Origin of the sequence: Deefgea piscis (genome assembly GCF_019665785.1) — a bacterium.
GTDB lineage: Bacteria > Pseudomonadota > Gammaproteobacteria > Burkholderiales > Chitinibacteraceae > Deefgea.
Genome location: NZ_CP081149.1, coordinates 88,467 through 105,989 on the forward strand (window position 1 = coordinate 88,467; position 17,523 = coordinate 105,989).

At 50.7% G+C, this 17,523-nt stretch carries 21 protein-coding genes; 12 read left to right on the forward strand and 9 right to left on the reverse strand.

Annotation, left to right across the window (positions count from 1 at the left end; translation table 11 throughout):
• Positions 1-96 precede the first annotated feature (96 nt).
• Both K4H25_RS00455 and K4H25_RS00460 read right to left on the reverse strand, forming a co-directional pair.
• Positions 97-837 (reverse strand): TlyA family RNA methyltransferase, encoded by a 741-nt coding sequence (locus tag K4H25_RS00455; RefSeq protein WP_221021533.1) that lies wholly within the window; start codon positions 835-837, stop codon positions 97-99.
• A 129-nt stretch (positions 838-966) separates the two neighbouring features.
• Positions 967-1,704, reverse strand: a complete 738-nt coding sequence (locus tag K4H25_RS00460; RefSeq protein WP_255587849.1) for a pseudouridine synthase — start codon at positions 1,702-1,704, stop codon at positions 967-969.
• A 91-nt stretch (positions 1,705-1,795) separates the two neighbouring features.
• On the opposite strand from K4H25_RS00460, the gene K4H25_RS00465 reads away from it, so the two are divergent.
• Positions 1,796-2,179 carry a SirB2 family protein gene (locus K4H25_RS00465; RefSeq protein WP_221021534.1) on the forward strand — a complete coding sequence of 128 codons (384 nt, stop codon included), beginning with the start codon at positions 1,796-1,798 and terminating at the stop codon, positions 2,177-2,179.
• 102 nt (positions 2,180-2,281) lie between these two features.
• Here K4H25_RS00465 and moaC read toward each other — a convergent pair whose 3' ends face one another.
• The 6 genes from moaC to moaA form a co-directional block, all read right to left on the reverse strand.
• Positions 2,282-3,397, reverse strand: coding sequence for a cyclic pyranopterin monophosphate synthase MoaC (moaC, locus tag K4H25_RS17180; protein ID WP_445347053.1), 1,116 nt, complete (start codon positions 3,395-3,397; stop codon positions 2,282-2,284).
• Positions 3,398-3,399: 2 nt separating this feature from the next.
• On the reverse strand, positions 3,400-3,864 hold the full coding sequence (gene moaE, locus K4H25_RS00475; protein WP_255587850.1) for a molybdopterin synthase catalytic subunit MoaE: 465 nt from the start codon (positions 3,862-3,864) through the stop codon (positions 3,400-3,402).
• A 1-nt stretch (position 3,865) separates the two neighbouring features.
• Positions 3,866-4,114 (reverse strand): molybdopterin converting factor subunit 1, encoded by a 249-nt coding sequence (moaD, locus tag K4H25_RS00480; RefSeq protein ID WP_221021535.1) that lies wholly within the window; start codon positions 4,112-4,114, stop codon positions 3,866-3,868.
• Between the two features lie 11 nt (positions 4,115-4,125).
• Positions 4,126-5,316: a molybdopterin molybdotransferase MoeA gene (locus K4H25_RS00485; protein ID WP_255587853.1), complete on the reverse strand. Its 1,191-nt coding sequence runs from the start codon at positions 5,314-5,316 to the stop codon at positions 4,126-4,128.
• Positions 5,317-5,479: 163 nt separating this feature from the next.
• Positions 5,480-5,989 (reverse strand): molybdopterin-guanine dinucleotide biosynthesis protein B, encoded by a 510-nt coding sequence (mobB, locus tag K4H25_RS00490; protein ID WP_221021537.1) that lies wholly within the window; start codon positions 5,987-5,989, stop codon positions 5,480-5,482.
• 675 nt (positions 5,990-6,664) lie between these two features.
• A complete protein-coding gene (gene moaA, locus K4H25_RS00495) occupies positions 6,665-7,669 on the reverse strand; it encodes a GTP 3',8-cyclase MoaA (protein ID WP_221021538.1) in 1,005 nt (334 codons plus the stop codon).
• A 287-nt stretch (positions 7,670-7,956) separates the two neighbouring features.
• Here moaA and ccmA point away from each other — a divergent pair, with 287 nt between their 5' ends.
• Genes ccmA through ccmI form a run of 9 tightly spaced genes read left to right on the forward strand, consistent with a single transcriptional unit; the run spans position 7,957 to position 14,552 of the window.
• Positions 7,957-8,580 carry a cytochrome c biogenesis heme-transporting ATPase CcmA gene (gene ccmA, locus K4H25_RS00500; RefSeq protein ID WP_221021539.1) on the forward strand — a complete coding sequence of 208 codons (624 nt, stop codon included), beginning with the start codon at positions 7,957-7,959 and terminating at the stop codon, positions 8,578-8,580.
• Positions 8,577-9,251 carry a heme exporter protein CcmB gene (gene ccmB / locus K4H25_RS00505; protein ID WP_221021540.1) on the forward strand — a complete coding sequence of 225 codons (675 nt, stop codon included), beginning with the start codon at positions 8,577-8,579 and terminating at the stop codon, positions 9,249-9,251. The genes ccmA and ccmB overlap by 4 nt, the downstream gene beginning before the upstream one ends.
• A 25-nt stretch (positions 9,252-9,276) precedes the next feature.
• Positions 9,277-10,050 carry a heme ABC transporter permease CcmC gene (gene ccmC / locus K4H25_RS00510; RefSeq protein WP_221021541.1) on the forward strand — a complete coding sequence of 258 codons (774 nt, stop codon included), beginning with the start codon at positions 9,277-9,279 and terminating at the stop codon, positions 10,048-10,050.
• Between the two features lie 8 nt (positions 10,051-10,058).
• Positions 10,059-10,268 carry a heme exporter protein CcmD gene (ccmD, locus tag K4H25_RS00515; protein ID WP_221021542.1) on the forward strand — a complete coding sequence of 70 codons (210 nt, stop codon included), beginning with the start codon at positions 10,059-10,061 and terminating at the stop codon, positions 10,266-10,268.
• Positions 10,265-10,750, forward strand: a complete 486-nt coding sequence (gene ccmE, locus K4H25_RS00520) for a cytochrome c maturation protein CcmE (RefSeq protein ID WP_221021543.1) — start codon at positions 10,265-10,267, stop codon at positions 10,748-10,750. Before ccmD ends, ccmE begins: the two co-directional genes overlap by 4 nt.
• Positions 10,747-12,714 carry a heme lyase CcmF/NrfE family subunit gene (locus K4H25_RS00525; RefSeq protein ID WP_221021544.1) on the forward strand — a complete coding sequence of 656 codons (1,968 nt, stop codon included), beginning with the start codon at positions 10,747-10,749 and terminating at the stop codon, positions 12,712-12,714. Before ccmE ends, K4H25_RS00525 begins: the two co-directional genes overlap by 4 nt.
• Positions 12,711-13,229: a DsbE family thiol:disulfide interchange protein gene (locus tag K4H25_RS00530; RefSeq protein ID WP_221021545.1), complete on the forward strand. Its 519-nt coding sequence runs from the start codon at positions 12,711-12,713 to the stop codon at positions 13,227-13,229. The genes K4H25_RS00525 and K4H25_RS00530 overlap by 4 nt, the downstream gene beginning before the upstream one ends.
• Positions 13,226-13,696 carry a cytochrome c-type biogenesis protein gene (locus tag K4H25_RS00535; RefSeq protein WP_221021546.1) on the forward strand — a complete coding sequence of 157 codons (471 nt, stop codon included), beginning with the start codon at positions 13,226-13,228 and terminating at the stop codon, positions 13,694-13,696. The genes K4H25_RS00530 and K4H25_RS00535 overlap by 4 nt, the downstream gene beginning before the upstream one ends.
• Positions 13,683-14,552, forward strand: a complete 870-nt coding sequence (gene ccmI, locus K4H25_RS00540) for a c-type cytochrome biogenesis protein CcmI (RefSeq protein ID WP_221021547.1) — start codon at positions 13,683-13,685, stop codon at positions 14,550-14,552. The genes K4H25_RS00535 and ccmI overlap by 14 nt, the downstream gene beginning before the upstream one ends.
• An 82-nt stretch (positions 14,553-14,634) precedes the next feature.
• On the opposite strand, the gene K4H25_RS00545 is transcribed toward ccmI, so the two are convergent.
• On the reverse strand, positions 14,635-14,907 hold the full coding sequence (locus tag K4H25_RS00545; RefSeq protein WP_221021548.1) for a TfoX/Sxy family protein: 273 nt from the start codon (positions 14,905-14,907) through the stop codon (positions 14,635-14,637).
• Between the two features lie 172 nt (positions 14,908-15,079).
• Here K4H25_RS00545 and K4H25_RS00550 point away from each other — a divergent pair, with 172 nt between their 5' ends.
• Together K4H25_RS00550 and K4H25_RS00555 are read left to right on the forward strand one after the other, a co-directional pair.
• The gene (locus K4H25_RS00550; protein WP_221021549.1) at positions 15,080-15,787 is read left to right on the forward strand and encodes a phosphatase PAP2 family protein; all 708 of its coding nucleotides are present in this window, start codon (positions 15,080-15,082) and stop codon (positions 15,785-15,787) included.
• A complete protein-coding gene (locus tag K4H25_RS00555; protein ID WP_221021550.1) occupies positions 15,780-17,414 on the forward strand; it encodes a phosphoethanolamine transferase in 1,635 nt (544 codons plus the stop codon). The genes K4H25_RS00550 and K4H25_RS00555 overlap by 8 nt, the downstream gene beginning before the upstream one ends.
• Positions 17,415-17,523 lie beyond the last annotated feature (109 nt).

The following is a 17,523-nucleotide window of genomic DNA, read 5'->3' on the forward strand; positions in this document are numbered from 1 at the left end:
TCTCTCCTCACTCGGTGCGCTTAGACGGGTTTTTAACCCCCAGCTCGACGAGCGCGGCACAGCATCAACACCAAATCTGAACATTACCTCAAGATATTAAATCGCCACCGCATCAATAAAAAATTCTCGATTGCCATCACCACCGGCAATCGGGCTGGAGAAATAGCTGAGCACGCGAAATTGATTTTCTGTCGCGGCAAGGCAAATTTTGGCTTCAACTTGTGGATACAGGCTGTCATCGCGAACGATGCCACCTTTACCCAAGGCCTGTGGACCTAATTCAAATTGCGGCTTCACCAAAAACAATAAACGCCCACCCACCGGTAACACCGAGCGCAATGCGGGCAATACCAAGCTCAGCGAGATAAACGACACATCACCCACCACTAAATCCAGCGGCGCATCGAGCGCAGATTCAATCATGGCTAAATTTAAATGCCGCGCATTGACGCCTTCAAACTGCGCCACTCGCGCATCAGCAGCCAAGCGTGGGTGTAATTGATCATGCCCCACCTCAATACCCACCACGCGCCGCGCACCCGACTGCAATAAGCAATCGGTAAAGCCACCAGTCGAAATCCCGACATCCAGCGCCAAACAGCCGCTGACATCCAAGCCTGCCGTGGCTAAAGCGCCCGCCAATTTAAGCCCGCCGCGTGACACATAGCGATCCAACTCATCCGGTGTGACGCTGATTTGGGCCGCCGGTGACACTTTAGTCGCCACTTTATGAATTTGTTGACCATCGACCCACACTCGTCCAGCCAAAATCATCGTTTGCGCTGCAGTGCGCGACGTGGCCAAACCCAATTCAAGCAGCCATAAATCAGCACGCATATTGATCCCAAAAAAAGATCCGCAGCGCGCCGATTAACGAAGCCACAACGGATTCACTACCAATCAAAACGCCCTCTAAAAAGAGGGCGATTCGCCAACAAACACCGCGCCAAACGCAGTGCCATCCAATCAAATAAACGATTCGTCTGGGCTTAAATAGCGCCATTGGCCGCGCGGTAAATCACCGAGCAAAATCCGGCCAATCCGAATCCGCTGCAAACCCACCACTTCCAAACCCACTAACTCACACATCCGGCGAATCTGGCGTTTTTTACCTTCACGCAAAATAAAGCGCAATTGATCGGTATTTTGCCACCAAACCCGCGCTGGCTTAAGTTTAACGCCATCGAGTTCAAGACCGTGATTGAGTAAACGTAAGCCATCGGCTTTTAAATGCCCAGAAACGCGCACTAGATATTCTTTTTCAACTTGCGAGTTTTCGCCGATCAGGGTTTTAGCCACCACGCCGTCTTGCGTCAACACCAAGAGTCCAACCGAATCAATATCCAAGCGCCCAGCTGGCGCGAGACCTTGATAATGCACCGGCGAAAAAGGAATGCCGCTATTGTCGCCAACCCAATGGTTTTCTGGCTTAAATAACACCACCGCTGGCTCGTAGCCGTCTTCGGCTTGGCCGGAAACATAGCCCACCGGTTTATTAATCAAAATCGTTGCGCGGCCAGCTTGTACTTGAGCGGCAAATTTATGCAGCTCAATCTGCTGGCTCGGTAAAATCTTAGTCCCGAGCACATCGATCACTTGGCCATCGACCAAGACCCAGCCACGGGCAATATATTCATCGGCCTCGCGACGCGAGCATAAGCCCAATTCGGCCATGCGTTTGGATAAGCGTAGGGGTTCTTCCATAATTTTTTCTGCTAATAAAGGCCGACAATGCAACATTTTACTGTTTTAATCGTCTAGGCATAAGACCTATTCATCACATCGAGACAAAAGCATGGAATATTATCTAGGCATTAAGCACTTGCATCTGACTTTAATTGGCCTTTCTGGCCTGCTGTTCTTATGGCGCGGCGTATTAATGCTCAAGCAATCGGCAATGTTACAACACCCCGTGTTACGTATCAGTCCGCATATTATTGACACCGGCCTATTGATTGCCGGTTTTAGTTTGGCGCTGATGGCCGGCATGAAACCCGGCGCGCACCCATGGTTGATGGCCAAGTTGATTGCTTTGGCGCTGTATATTATTTTGGGAACCATTGCGATTAAACGCGGTAAAACCTACCGCGCCCGCGTCATCGCCTTTATCGCGGCAATCGCGGTCTTTGTGTATATGATCTTTGTGGCGATCAGCAAAAACCCGATGATTTGGGCTTAAGTCAAAACGATAAACCGATTTGGGATTTGGGATTTGGGATTTGGGATTTGGGATTTGGGATTTGGGCAAAAGTAAACGCTTTTACCCAAATCGTTCAGAGACTTAAATCAGCGGCGTTGCTGACGCAGCGTCGCTTGACTCACTTAACCAATGCCCCGATTTACCGCCGATTTTTTCCAGCAAGCGAATATCGTTCATCACCATGCCTTTATCCACCGCTTTACACATATCGTAAATCGTGAGCAGGCCAACGTTAACGGCGGTTAAGGCTTCCATTTCGATACCGGTTTTGCCGTAGGTTTCACAAGTGACGATGCAGCGCACCGTTGATTTTTGTCGATCAATATTAAAATCAACACTCACCTTTGTGAGCGGCAAGGGATGGCATAGCGGGATTAAATCGCTGGTTTTTTTCGCTGCCATAATCGCCGCAATTCGCGCGACCCCGAGCACATCGCCTTTTTTATTCGTGCCGTCTTCGATAATGCGCAAGGTATCGGGCAACATCCGAATTTCGCCTTGCGCGGTGGCAATGCGATGCGTTTCGGCTTTTTTGCCAACGTCGACCATATGCGCGTCGCCAGCGCTATTAAAATGCGTTAAACCACCAGCCACTGGGATGGCTTCAACGCCGGATAAGCGCGCGGCCAAGCCAGCTAAATCATCGGAGGTATTTAAATTTGGGAAACTGCCTTCTGCAAAAGTTAAACTCACTGCCTGAATACTCTCTAACCAATCCAACATCTTTAAGCGATTACTTGATAAATGCTCAACTAAAGACGCAAGCACGCCTTTGCGTAGCAAACAAATCGTCGGGTGAATGCGGCCATCGGCGGTTTTGGCGACCACAGCTTGCGCGCCCGAGCGCTCCATTTCTCCACGTAATTTAAGCAATAAATCCGGCGGTAAAAACGGTAAATCACAAGGAACGACCAGCATCATTTCAGCTGGCGACGCCAAAAATGCCGAATGAATCCCAGCCAAAGGCCCGGGATGACTTGGATAAACATCGCGCAGCACCGCATAACCGTAACGCGCATAATCTGGCAAATTGCGGTTTGCAGAGATCAATACATGATCGACCGATACCGATTGACGCTGTAAACCCTCTAAGCACCATTCGATCAAAGGGCGGCCCGATAGCTCAACCAAGCCTTTATCGCGCCCGTCCATTCTACGCCCTTCACCACCGGCCAAGATTACCGCATCAACCATCATTATTACCCTTCCCAACGTTGCTTTGCCGTGCTGTCAGATTCGCGCGCATCAACCCAAATGCTGTGGTTGGCAGTCACTTCTTTCTTCCAAAACGGCGCCTCAGTTTTCAAGTAATCCATGATATACGCATTTGCCATATAGGCAGAATCCCGATGGGCGCTGGCAGTTAAAACCAACACAATTTGCTCGGCGGGCGGCATGGGGCCCACGCGATGAATCACCGTCACTGCGCCTAAGTCCCAACGCGCACGCGCCTTGAGCACAATGGCATTGAGCGCTTTTTCGGTCATTTTTGGGTAATGCTCTAGCTCTAAAGCAATCAATTCTGGCTGTGGATTCAGGTCGCGCACGCGGCCAACAAACATCACCACCGCGCCCACCGTGGCATCACCGGCAAGGCGCGCATATTCGGCGGCGACATCAAAATCCTGCGTTTGCACGCGAATCACATCCTGCATCTGAGTCATATCAGCCCCCCGTCACTGGCGGAAAAATCGCCACCTCGGCACCATCGCTAATCGCATCACTTAATTGCGCCATTTCTTGATTGATTGCCACGCGAAACACTTTGCCAGTCGCCAATTCATCGTGCCAAACACCGCCGCGTGCCGCCAAAAGTGCGATTAAGTCGGCCACCGTGGCGGGCGTGCTGGGTAGCACTTCTTCAGCCACCCCAAAAACTTCTTTTAAACGAGCAAAATAAACCAAATTAATCATATTTGAACTCCTTAAACCAAGGCCGACAAGGGCAAGTAAGTCACCGTATCGCCAGCGCTAATTGTTTGCCCTGCCGCCAAATCCACCAAACCATCGCCCCATACCATCGACGTCAACACGCCCGATCCTTGTCGTGGGAATAACTCCACTTGGCCGGCCGAATTCAAACGCACTCGCAAAAACTCACGGCGATCTCCGGATTTTTTCCAATCAAATGCAGCGATCAGCGGCAAACTGACCGGATCAAGTGCTGTTACGCCTTGGCGCGCTAATAAAAATGGGCGTACCAGCATTAAAAATGTCACCATGCTCGACACTGGATTACCCGGCAAACCAATAAAATCAGCCCCACCAATTCGGCCATGGGCAAATGGTTTACCCGGCTTCATGGCGATTTTCCATAAATCCAGTGACCCTAGGTATTCAACCGCAGCCTTTACATGGTCTTCTTCACCGACTGATACTCCGCCAGACGTGATCACCACATCGTTTTGCTCGGCGGCAATCGTCAGTAATTCAATCGTCGCCGCCCTATCATCGCCGACAATGCCAAAATCAGTCACCGCGCAGCCTAAGTTTTGCAGCAAAGTATGTAGCGCATAGCGGTTAGAGTTATAAATCTGCCCCGCCGCCAGTGGCTTGCCCGGCTCAACCAGCTCGTCGCCAGTACTCAAAAGCGCCACTTTCAGTGGCGCCACCACCGGCAAAGTCGGGCAACCGATCGACGCCGCCAAACCGATTTCTGCCGCGCCCAAACGAGTTCCGGCAGTCAACACCACCGATTGCGCCGCTATATCCTCACCGGCGCGGCGAATATTCGCGCCATTTTTCAGCGGCATCGCCACCGCGACTCGACCATCGGTCACGCTGCAAACTTCTTGCATCGCCACCGCATTGGCGCCAGCCGGAATCGGTGCACCAGTAAAAATCCGCGCCGCCTCACCCACCGCGAGTGCCTGTCCAACCTCACCAGCGGCAATACGCTGGCTCAGCAAAAAATCCGCTGGTGGGGAGTTAAAGTCGGCGATATTGAGCGCATATCCGTCCATCGCGCTGTTATCAAAGCCTGGCACCGCCAGCGGCGAAATCACATCGTGCGCCAAAATTCGGCCATTGGCCGCCAATAAATCCAGATGTTCAAACTCGCTCACTCGGCGCGCAGTCGCCAATAAATTCGCTAGGGCAGTCGCAAAATCCAGCATAAAAACTCCAATCATTATTAAATTTTAAAACTGCACTTACGCTCAGCAGTAAACGCCCACCACGGCTGCGGCGCTTCGCCCGCCATAAAACGCGTCATTGAGATCAACACAGCACACAAGGATCCTGCCACGTAAGACATCACTCGTGATGCGCAATTTAAATTCAAACGCCGCGAGATTCAGTGGCAAAAAAAGCATAAATAAACTGCGCCAATGCTGGCACGTCATTCAAATCAAGATGGGGTATAGCCTGCTCAAGCTTGCTGTCTGTCGCGATGGCGACAATACTGGCATGATCTGGATACAGCAGTGGTTTGCCATTGGCCTCGCGCCAGATTTCTATTTTGGGGATTTCTTCGGATTTAAAGCCTTCTAACAAGGTCAAATCCGCTGGCGCCAACCGTGCAATTTGTTCGGCCAGCGTAGGCTCAGCCGCACCGCGCAGTTCATGCACAATCACGTAGCGAAACGGCGACACCACCATCACCTCGCCTGCGCCAGCAGAGCGAAACCGCGCGCTATCTTTACGCGGCGGCTCCAGCTCCAAATCATGATGTGAATGCTTAATCACATTCACCCGCCAACCCAATTGGGCAAGTTCCGGCAGCAATGCTTCAATCAGCGTGGTTTTACCCGAACCGGAATAACCAGTAATACCGAGGATGTGGGTCATATCGCTCACTTTTCAGTATTTAAATTTAAAATAATCGCCATGCGTTCAGAAACGACAGTTTAACCTACTCATTTCATTTGCTTCCAAGCATCGTCAGCGACTATGCGCCGCGGCACTCACTTTTCTTGCTTCGTGCTCAGTGTTCGTTTTTAACAGACCTTTAAGACCCAGACCAACTAGCGCGAAATAATCACTATGTATTGCCAGCAAAGTATTTTGGATCAATGGCTACAATCAAATACATAATAAAAATTAAATCCCGAATCCAACCTGCTATGCCAAGCAAATCACGCGACCAAGCACGTTAATGATGGCGTCATGGTTTTCCATCCCGTTTAAGCGCACCGAGTGCGGAGCGAGAAGAACGGTTTTTCGTTTGGCTTGCGACAATCGAGGGCATCGGGGACCGATGCGCGCTCGGGGCTCCTTTTCTTTCGTCTCTTTCTTTTGGAGAAGCAAAAGAAAGAGACCTGCCGCGCGGCAGCCCGCGCACCCAAACCACCGTGCCGCAGGCACATAACCCCCCGCAACCAACTCACAGCAAACACCAACCCAAGACCAGCACACTTCTCAAAACTTCAAACAAAAAAATCGGACAAGGCCTGCGCCTTATCCGACCTACATACCACCGTATATCAACACAAGCATTGGCCAGCAATGGCCACAGCCCAATACCTAGCCACCCGTTTGCGACATAAAACGGATAATCTTGCCGGGCTGCTCTTTAAATTCATGTTTTTCGGGTTTTAACTCAATCGCATGCTGCAAGGCAGCGAGGATTTCTTCATCCGTTGCGCCACCGCGCAATAAGGGCGCGAATTCAAATTTTTCTTCTTGGCCCAAACACATATACAAAGTGCCATCGACCGACAAACGCACTCGATTACACGTGGCGCAAAAATGCTGTGAAATTGGGGTGATAAAACCGACTCGGCCACTGCCATCTTGCGTTTGCCAATAACGCGCTGGCCCACCACCCAATTCGGCAACTTCTGGAATCAGATCAAACTGCGACACCAATTGCTCACGAATTGGGTTCAGATCCATATATTGCGCGTTGCGGCCGGTGTCGCCCATCGGCATGGCTTCGATTAAACGCAAAATAAAGCCGTTTTCGAGGCAAAAAGCCACCATACGCTCAATTTCATGCTCGTTTACGCCGCGCATAGCAACCATATTGAGCTTGATCGGCGCAAAGCCTGCGGCCTTGCCTGCCATAATTCCAGCCATAATCGCGTCGAAACTATCCCGACCGGTGATGGTATTAATACAGCCCTTATCCAGTGAATCCAGACTAACATTGATGCGCTTAACGCCTGCGGCTTTGAGCGCTACCGCGTGTTTACCCAGCTGAGTGGCATTAGTCGATAAAGACAGGTCTTCTACGCCAGGTAAAGCGGCCAAGCGGGCGGCCAATTGCGGCAAATTGCGGCGTAATAAAGGCTCGCCGCCAGTTAAGCGAACTCGCGATACCCCCGCTTTGGCAAAGATGCCGACTAAGCGGGTCATTTCATCAAAGTTGAGCCAGTTTTTGGGCTCTTCGTAATCGTCAAAACCTTTGGGCAAACAGTAATTACAGCGTAAATCGCAGCGATCGGTCACCGACAGCCGCAAATAACGTATGGCACGGCCAAATCGGTCTTGCAAAGCGGTCGAACTCGATAAGATGGACGTTGACATATTTTTCCTTTTGACTTCAGCAAGTTAAATGCACGTGAGTCACACGGCATATTGACTCAGTCGAGCCATGAGGGCCGTTCTGACAGTGTAGTCAAAGCAATCATTCAAAGCGCAATTTTGCTGATGTAGATAGCCTTAGTGGTGGCAGCAAAACCGCTAAGACAATTAAACACTATAAAATATTTTTTTTAATCTGCAGCTTGCATTAAGGACTACCTCTTTGGGGGTAGCCTAAGATAGAACCAAATACCCACCTGTAATAAACAGTGAATCCGTATACTAAGCCTATGATTTTAATCGACCAAATTGCTGCGCAGCGCGGTGATCGCCCCCTTTTTTCGGATCTTTCTTTCGCCCTTCAGGCGGGAGATTGCATTCATTTGCGCGGCGAAAACGGCATCGGTAAAACCAGTTTACTTAAAATGCTGGCGGGTCTTTCTCAGCCTGATCAAGGCCAGATTTTGTGGCAAGGCCAAGCGCTCACTGAGCTTGGCGACGATTACCACAGCCAGCTGCATTATTTAGGGCATAAAGATGCGCTGAAAGACTTGCTCAGTCCATACCAAAATTTACATTGGGCGGCACAAATCGCTGGTAATCCATTATCAGAGGCGGCAATTTTGCACTCTTTGGCCAAAGTAGGCTTATTACAGCAATGTGATCTACCAGTGCGCAGCTTGTCGCAAGGACAAAAAAAACGCGCTGCCTTAGCCAGATTGCTGGCCACGCCACGGCCACTGTGGCTACTTGACGAGCCTTTTGTTGCACTCGATACCGCGGCACAAAGCGAGCTGGGAGAGTGGATTAATACACATTGCCAGCAAGGTGGGCTTGTTATTTTCACTTCACACCAGAAATTACCCTGCACAATCAAGCAGGTAAGGGAATTCACCCTCACGAGGCCGCTATGAGCAGTTGGGCTTTTTTCTGTACGGTGATCCGGCGGGATTTATTTTTGGCTTGGCAACAGCGCGGTGATTTATTGGTCGGGCTGGTATTTTTTGTCTTGGTCGCGTGTTTGTTTCCATTGGCGATTGGCCCTGAAGCCAAATTATTAAGCCGCATCGGCCCCGGTGTTTTATGGGTTGCCGCCATTTTGGCCAATTTGCTCGCCTTGCCACGTTTATTTCAAGCCGATTGGCAAGACGGCACGCTAGAGCAATTACTGCTCGCCCCAGCACCAGCGAGCATGATGGTGGCCGGCAAAATCGTCGCCCATTGGTTAACCACCGGTGTGCCGCTCACCTTAATCGCGCCCTTGCTTGGCGTGCAATACGGCTTAAGTAGCGATTTATTGCTGATGCTAATGGCGACCTTATTCATCGGCACGCCAGTACTGAGCGCACTAGGCAGTATCGGCGCGGCACTCACTTTAGGGGTGCGCCAAGGCGATATGCTGCTGGCGCTATTGGTCTTGCCGCTGTATGCGCCGGTGCTGATTTTTGGTAGTGGCGCGGTAGCTGCCGTAGCCGGCGGTTTAAACGGCTATGCCGAGCTCTCTTTGCTGGCGGCCATTGCTTGCGGATCGCTGTTTTTGGCGCCTTGGCTGGCGGCGATGGCGATTAAATTGGCGGTGGAATAATGCCAAACTCAACTTTAGGACTGCAATGAAACCCCATGCCGATGGGCCGCGTTGGCTCAATATTTTTCATTTTGCTTCACCGTATCAGTTTTACCCTTTAGCGGGTCGATTGATTCCATTATTTGCAACGCTAGCGGTGCTGTTGGCCATTGCTGGCCTGTGGCTGGGGTTTGCGATTGCGCCAGCTGATGCCCAGCAAGGTGAAGGCTATCGAATTATTTTCTTGCACGTGCCGACCAGCTGGATGGCGATGCTGATTTATGTGGCAATGGCTTTTTGGTCGGTGATGCATTTGATTTTACGCACGCGGCTATCGGCCATGATGGCGCAAGCCTTGGCGCCAACCGGCGCTTTAATGGCATTTTTATCGCTATTCACCGGCGCGCTATGGGGCAAGCCAATGTGGGGAACATGGTGGGTTTGGGATGCACGGCTAACATCGATGTTGCTGCTGTTTTTCCTATATCTGGGTTTTATCGCCCTCACCCGCAGCATTGATGAGCCCGATCGCGCCGATAAAGCCGGCTCGGTATTGGCGATTGTTGGCGTGTTTAATGTGCCGGTGATTTATTTTTCGGTGAAATGGTGGAATACGCTGCATCAGGGCGCGTCGATTTCAATTGAAAAAGGCAGCACCATGGCCAGCACCATGCTCATTGGCATGCTGCTGATGTCGCTGGCGGCATGGATGTATTCAATCACCACCACGCTAAGCCGAGTGCGTAATTTGATTTTGCAGCGCGAAGCGCGCACACGCTGGGTGCAAGAATTACTCGCCATCTCTGCGAATAAAGCCTAGGAGCCGCGATGTATTGGAATAATTTAAGTGATTTTATCGCCATGGGAAACCATGGGGTATATGTATGGGGCTCATTTTTTGCATGTACTGCAGCCCTATGCCTAGAGTGGGTATTAATTAAAACCCAACGTCGCAAAATCGTGCGGCAAATACGCCGAGCAGCAACGATTCAGCAGATGAACCCAACCTCCCCCGCAGTCAGCAAGGATGCATCATGACCCCCAGACGTAAACGCGCCGCATGGATTATCGGCGCGCTCATTGCATTGAGCTTAGTGACTTTTTTTGTTGTGAATGCGTTCCGACAAAATCTGGTTTTCTTTTATTCACCGACGCAAATTATCGCCGGTGAAGCCCCAAAAAATAGCGCATTTCGCGTTGGCGGCATGGTCGCCGAAAACAGCTTGGCGCGCGCTGCCGATGGCGTAACGATGCAATTTATCATCACCGATACCGCACAAAATATCCCCGTGCAATATCGCGGTATTTTGCCGGATTTATTTAAAGAAGGTAAAGGCGTGGTCGCGCAAGGGCGCTGGGAAAATGGCACGTTTATCGCCAGCGAAGTGCTCGCCAAACATGACGAAAACTATATGCCACCCGAAGCGCAAGAAGCGGTCAATCAAGCGCATATTACGGCAGCCAACAATAAAGCCCACGCGGCCAGCCAAGCTTCGCAGCACAATAAGGAACAACAATGATTGGTGAACTCGGTAGCTTTGCGCTGATCTTGGCGCTGCTGGTGGCGATAGCCCAAGGCACACTCGGTATTTGGGGTGGTATTCATAATAATCTGCCGCTGATGCGCGTTGCGCGTCCGGCGGCGGTCTTGCAGTTGCTGCTCACCAGTATCGCCTTTGCCTTATTGGCGACGGCTTTTTTGCAAGATGATTTTTCGATTCGTTATGTGGTTCGACAATCCAATAGCTTGTTGCCGGTGTTTTACAAATTCGCCGCAGTTTGGGGTGGCCATGAAGGCTCGCTGTTATTGTGGGTATTGATGCTGGCAGGCTGGGGTGCGGCGGTCGCCGTATTTGCGAAAAACTTGCCGCTATCGGTGCAAGCCTTGGTCGGCGGCGTTTTGGGCTGGATTGGCTCGGGGCTGTATTTATTTATTTTATTCACCTCCAACCCATTTATTCGCCAATTGCCTGCGGCGGCTGATGGCGCTGATTTAAACCCGCTATTGCAAGATTTAGGGCTGATTTTCCACCCGCCATTGCTGTATATGGGTTATGTCGGTTTTTCAGTCGCGTTTGCTTTTGCCGTGGCCGCGCTGATTTCTGGGCGCTTAGACGCCAGCTGGGCGCGTTGGAGTCGACCATGGACTTTGGCCGCTTGGGTTTCGCTGACTTTGGGCATTATGCTCGGCAGCGCTTGGGCGTATTACGAGCTGGGCTGGGGCGGCTGGTGGTTTTGGGATCCGGTCGAAAACGCGTCATTTATGCCGTGGTTAGCCGGTACCGCTTTGATTCACTCTTTAGCCGTGGCCGAAAAGCGCAATGCGTTTAAGCATTGGACGGTCTTGCTGGCGATTGGCACGTTCTCTCTATCATTACTCGGTACCTTTTTAGTTCGCTCCGGTGTTTTAACCTCGGTGCATGCTTTTGCCACTGATCCAGCGCGTGGCTTGTTTATTTTGATTTTCTTATGCTTGGTGATCGGTACTTCTTTGGCGCTGTACGCTTGGCGTGCCCCGTTACTAGAAGGCGGTGGCGCATTTAGCTGGCGCTCTCGCGAAGCATTATTGCTAGCCAATAATGTGATTCTGGTAGTCGCTTGTTCAACGGTGTTTCTTGGCACGCTCTACCCCTTGCTGATTGATGCGCTAGGGCAAGGCAAACTCTCGGTTGGCCCACCGTATTTTAATAGTGTGTTTATTCCATTGATGATGCCAGCGCTCATCCTTATGGGGCTGAGCGGCACGGTGCGCTGGAAATATCAAGACGCACATACTTTATGGCTGGCGATTCAACTACCGTTGATTTTGGCCTTGGTCGGCGGCGCACTTTTGCCACTCTTGTGGGGCGAATGGCGCTGGGGCGTGGCGCTGGCGCTGGCGGTGGCGCTATGGATTGCGCTGACTGCTGCACGGGATTGGAGTTTACGTTTAATCAGCAATCATCGGCATGGTGCTTCTTGGTGGCAAGCTTTTTGCAAAGTACCGGCAGCATTCTCGGGCATGCATATCGCCCATCTGGGGATGGCGGTGTTTGTGGCTGGCGTGACGATTGTATCGAGCTATGAGCACGAAGATGATTTACGTATGGCGATGGGCGATACGCATCCGATCTCGGGCTATACCTTGCGCTTTGACGCAGTGAATTCGGCACGAGCAAGTAATTTTTCGGCCTTAGTTGGGCGATTAACGCTAAGCAAAAATGACAAGGTCGAAAGCGTTTTACTACCTGAAAAACGGCAGTATTTCTCCAGCCAAATGCCAATGACTGAAGCGGCGATTCATCACACGCCGATTAAAGATATTTATGTATCGCTTGGCGAGCCTTTGGGCAAAGACCCGTTTAAAGACGATTGGTTAATTCGCGTTCACTACAAACCGCTAGTGGGCTGGATTTGGTATGGCTGCATTTTAATGGGCTTGGGCGGCATCATTGCGCTGAGTGATCGCCGTTACCGGCAAAAAAAATGGGGTAAATCAGCATGAAACGCTACCTACCTCTAATGATTTTCTTTGGCTTAGCGGTATTGCTTGGGATTGGGCTCACGCTTAATCCGCGTGAACTGCCTTCGGTGTTAATCGGTAAACCCGCGCCGCAATTTGAATTAGATCGACTCGATACGCCAGGCCAGTTTTCGCCGAGCGAGCTCAAAGGCAAGGCGTGGCTACTGAATGTGTGGGCCTCATGGTGTAGCGCCTGCATTCAAGAGCACCCGGTGCTGAACGACATCGCCAAATCGTATGACTTCCCAATTGTTGGTTTGAATTACAAAGACCAAGATCGAGATGCCAAAGATTGGCTGGCGCTGCGCGGCAATCCGTATAAAGTTGTCATTGCCGATCGTGAAGGCCGCGTTGGCGTGGATTATGGCGTGTACGGCGTGCCAGAAACCTTTGTCATCGATAAAGCCGGTCGCATTGTGTACAAACACATTGGTCCAGTCACCCAGCAAGTGTTTAAAGACAAACTCTTGCCCGAGCTACAAAAGGCCCAACGATGAAGCACTCTTTTTATTGGCTCATGCCGCTGCTGCTAGCGTTCTCGCTCACCGTGTCGGCCAAAACCGCCTCATCCATCGCTAGCAATCCCAATGCCGAAGCGCGATTGATTGAGTTATCTGCCGAGTTGCGTTGCCTCGTTTGCCAAAACGAAAGCTTAGCCAGCTCACAAGCGCCCTTGGCGGAAGATTTACGCCGCGAAGTACGCGAGCAGATCGCACTGGGCAAAGATAATTCAGAAATCATCAGTTATCTAACTGATCGCTACGGTGACTTTGTAACCTACCGCCCACCCTTTAAAGCGCGCACTGTATTACTTTGGCTATTGCCACCCGCGCTACTAATTGTCGGCTTGATTTTATTGTGGCTGCGCCTGCGCCGCATCACGCCGCCTGCGGCAAAACCCGACGCCGATGCGATTAAAGCATTGCAACAAGAATTTGATGGGAAGAATCATGACCGCGACTAATATTGGCATTTTCACTTTACTGTGCGCGCTGCTCATTGTCCTTTGCTTACTGATGCTAGTCTGGCCTTTATTGCGTGGTCGCTCTGCGGCCGGTGATATTCGCCGTTCGCGCTATGCTTTGCATGCCACGATTTTAGAAGAACTCGATGACGATTTGCACAATGGTCGTTTAAGCCAAGATGATTTTGAGTCCGCAAAACAAGAAGCCGAAGCGCGATTAGTGGCCGAAGTGGGTCGCTCTGATGCCAGCAGCGAACAGCAAAAAACGCTGCCAGCGAACAAGATTGCACTGATTCTTGCCATCGTCTTGCCACTGGCTGCGGCTGGGCTTTATTTTCAAATCGGCACGCCTGCTGCGCTCGATCCAAGCACGCATCAAAGCCCGAATGTTGGCCCAGCCGAAGTCGATAGCATGGTCAAAAAACTCGAAGCGAGAATGGCGCTCGAGCCCAATGATACCGCCGGCTGGTTAATGCTGGCACGCAGCTATCGCGCACAAGCGCGCTATACCGAGGCCGCCCAAGCGTATGAAAAATCCTGGCCTTTACTGGAAAAAGACCCAGGTGAATTAGCCCGTTTTGCTGGCGTATTGGCCATTGAAAACAATGGTTTTACCGGACGACCCACTGAACTATTGGTGAAATCGCTCGATTTGAATGCCAGCGAGCCCGATGCACTCATGCTGGCAGGCAGCGCTGCCGTTGAGCGTGGCGATTACGCTTCGGCCATCCGCTGGTGGAAGCAATTGTTGGCTTTACTTGATCCGGGCTCAGAAGATGAAGTCTGGCTCAAAGGTGAGATTCGCACGCTCCAAGAGCGCCAAGCCTCAAGCCCCACCGCTGCGGCCCACCCCTAAAATAGTTTGAGTTCTACTTCAATGGCACAGCCGCAACGCTGTGCCATTTTTCTTGCCGACGCTCTTTAAAATCAGCACCGGTTTACTTTTGCTTTGGCGCAATTCCCATATCATCTAGCCGCAGCAAAATCTCGGTTTTTCGCTCTTTTTTGATGCTTTGCCAAGACACATCTTCTTGCGCACCAAAGAGCGCGTACAGCATATTGAGCGAAACATTCGGCACCACTTGCCGCAACTGTGCGTACACCTCAAAGGCATTGGCATCGCGTAATTGCTGCGCGGTGTGAATGCCAATTTTCGCCAACATTGCTCGACTTTTTGGACCAAGACCCTTGAGTTGATCAACCGATTCCATTGCGATTCCTCCCGCACGAATACACGACAATGCAAAATTGACTTATGTAGTAATTAAAAACTACAGCATCCTGTAAACCTTACATATTTGGATACAATATTTTTATGACACGCCAGTAAAAGTATCGCTACACTAAGCACCTCTTATTTTGCCAAGCTGGCCTGCCAGCTAAATGAATATGCGTCAGCGTTTCCCATTTTTGCCATGGCATTGGCTCATCGCCGTTGTCAGCGGCGTATTTCTCGCCCTGATTTATCCACAAACGCAATGGGATCATGCGCTGATCGCGCCGTATTTTGATCCACTTCAGCAGCGTTTTTTCCTCAAAGACCAAGCTTTTCTAAGCCAATTTATGCATCAAGGCCTAAAAAACTTGATGATTTTACCTGCGCTACTCTTGCTCGCTGCATGGCTAGCAAGCTGGAAATACCCAAAAATCCACGCCCATCGCCGCCGAATTGGCTGGATTTTATGCGGTATGGGGCTGGCTGCGCTCAGCATCTCGATTTTAAAATCTTTCAGCAATCATGCCTGTCCGTGGGATTTAAGTCTTTACGGCGGGGATGCCGCTGAAATTCCTTTGTGGGGCGCACTGCCCATCGGCGCTAAACCCGGGCAGTGCATGCCCGGCGGTCATGCATCGGGTGGTTATGCTTTGTTGGCGTTTTATTTTGGCTTACTCGATCTGAATCGGCGCTGGGCTTATGCTGGCTTAGCCGCAGGTTTAATCTTTGGCACGGCCATGGGCTGGGCGCAAATGATGCGCGGCGCACACTTTTTGTCGCACAATTTATGGACGTTGTGGACGATCTGGGTGGTTTTATTACTTTGGTACTGCGTATGGCCCCCTGTACGCAAAATGGAATTGACGCATGTTTAAATTTAAAGCTTTAACCAGCGAAAAACTCAGTTTGATTGCTGCGCTATTTTTTGTTTTTGCCTGCAATAGTGTTTTTTGGCAGCAGCTGTATACGATACAAAACCCGAGTACTGCCGCCGGTTGGCTGTTTATGCTGATTGGCGCGCTATTTTTAATCTTGGTGCTCAATCTATTTCTCAACCTGCTGGCTCTGCCCTATGTGCTTAAGCCGGTTTTAAGTGTCTTGCTCGTGATTACCCCGGTTGTGGTGTATTTCATGTCGCAATTTGGCATCATGATTAACGGCGGCATGCTGCGTAATGCCGCGCAAACCAATCTGACCGAAACCTTAGATTTACTCACCCTAAAAATGGCCTTGTATTGGCTGGTTTTAGGTGGCTTGCCACTGTATCTGCTATGGAAAACGCCGATTCAATATCGACCATTTCGCCGTGAAGCCATGGTTAAAACCAGTGTAATTGTGGGCAGTATTGTGCTGCTATTGCTGGTGAGCTTGGGCTTTTATAAAGACTTTGCTTCGGTGTTTCGCAATAACCGCGAATTGCGTTTTTTAATTACGCCAATGAATTTTATCCAAGCCAGCTCTAACTATTTAAAACACAGCGTGAATATCAAACCCATTGTCGTTGCCGCAATTGGCACCGACGCCAAATATACGCCGCTACCGCAAAGTCGCCCTAAACTCACCATTATTGTCGTTGGTGAAACCGCCAGAGCCGCTAATTTTTCACTCAATGGCTATGAGCGAGAAACCAATCCGCTGCTTAAGCAACAAGCCGGCTTGATTAACCTGCCACAAGTGAGCTCGTGCGGTACCGATACCGCTGTTTCGCTGCCGTGTATGTTCTCTAAATTTGGCAAAGACAACTACAGCGAAAAACAAGCTAAAAGCCACCAAGGGTTGCTTGATGTGGTGCAAAGAGCCGGTTATCAAGTGCTGTGGCGCGACAATCAATCAGGCTGCAAAGGCACGTGTGATCGCGTTCCCAATGAAACCACGATTGCGACCGCGGCCGCCGATCCAAAACTGTGTAAAGACGGCGAGTGCTTGGATGAAGTGCTACTTACTGGGCTGCAAGAAAAAATCGACGCTCAACAGCAAGACGCGGTCATTGTGCTGCATATGATGGGCAGTCATGGCCCAGCGTATTTCAAACGCTATCCACCGGAATTTGCAAAGTTTCAACCAACCTGCAATGACAAACAACTTAACCGTTGCAGCCGAGAACAAATTCTCAATAGCTACGACAATTCGCTGCTGTATACCGACTATGTGTTGTCGAATGTCATTGATCTATTACGCAAAAATAGCCATCGCGTTGATACAGCCATGATGTATCTGTCTGACCACGGCGAATCACTAGGCGAGAATGGCCTATACCTGCATGGCGCGCCGTATATGCTGGCACCGAGCGAGCAAACTCATGTGCCTGCCATGATGTGGCTATCGCCTGAATTTGCGCAGCAAGCCAAGATCGACTTAGGCTGCATGCAAAAGAAAGCGGGGCAAGCCTATTCGCACGACAATCTATTTCACTCGACCTTAGGCTTACTCGACATTAAAACGTCACTGTATCAAACCGAGCTCGATTGGTTCGCCTCGTGCAAAGCAAAAACCGCGCAATAAATGCGCGGCTTAGGACGAGTTAGCCTAGAGAATAACCAGCTTCAACGCCAGCAGACCTGAGGGTCTGTTGACGTTTGATCTGCAGCCGCGGCTTATGCGCTTTTCAAGA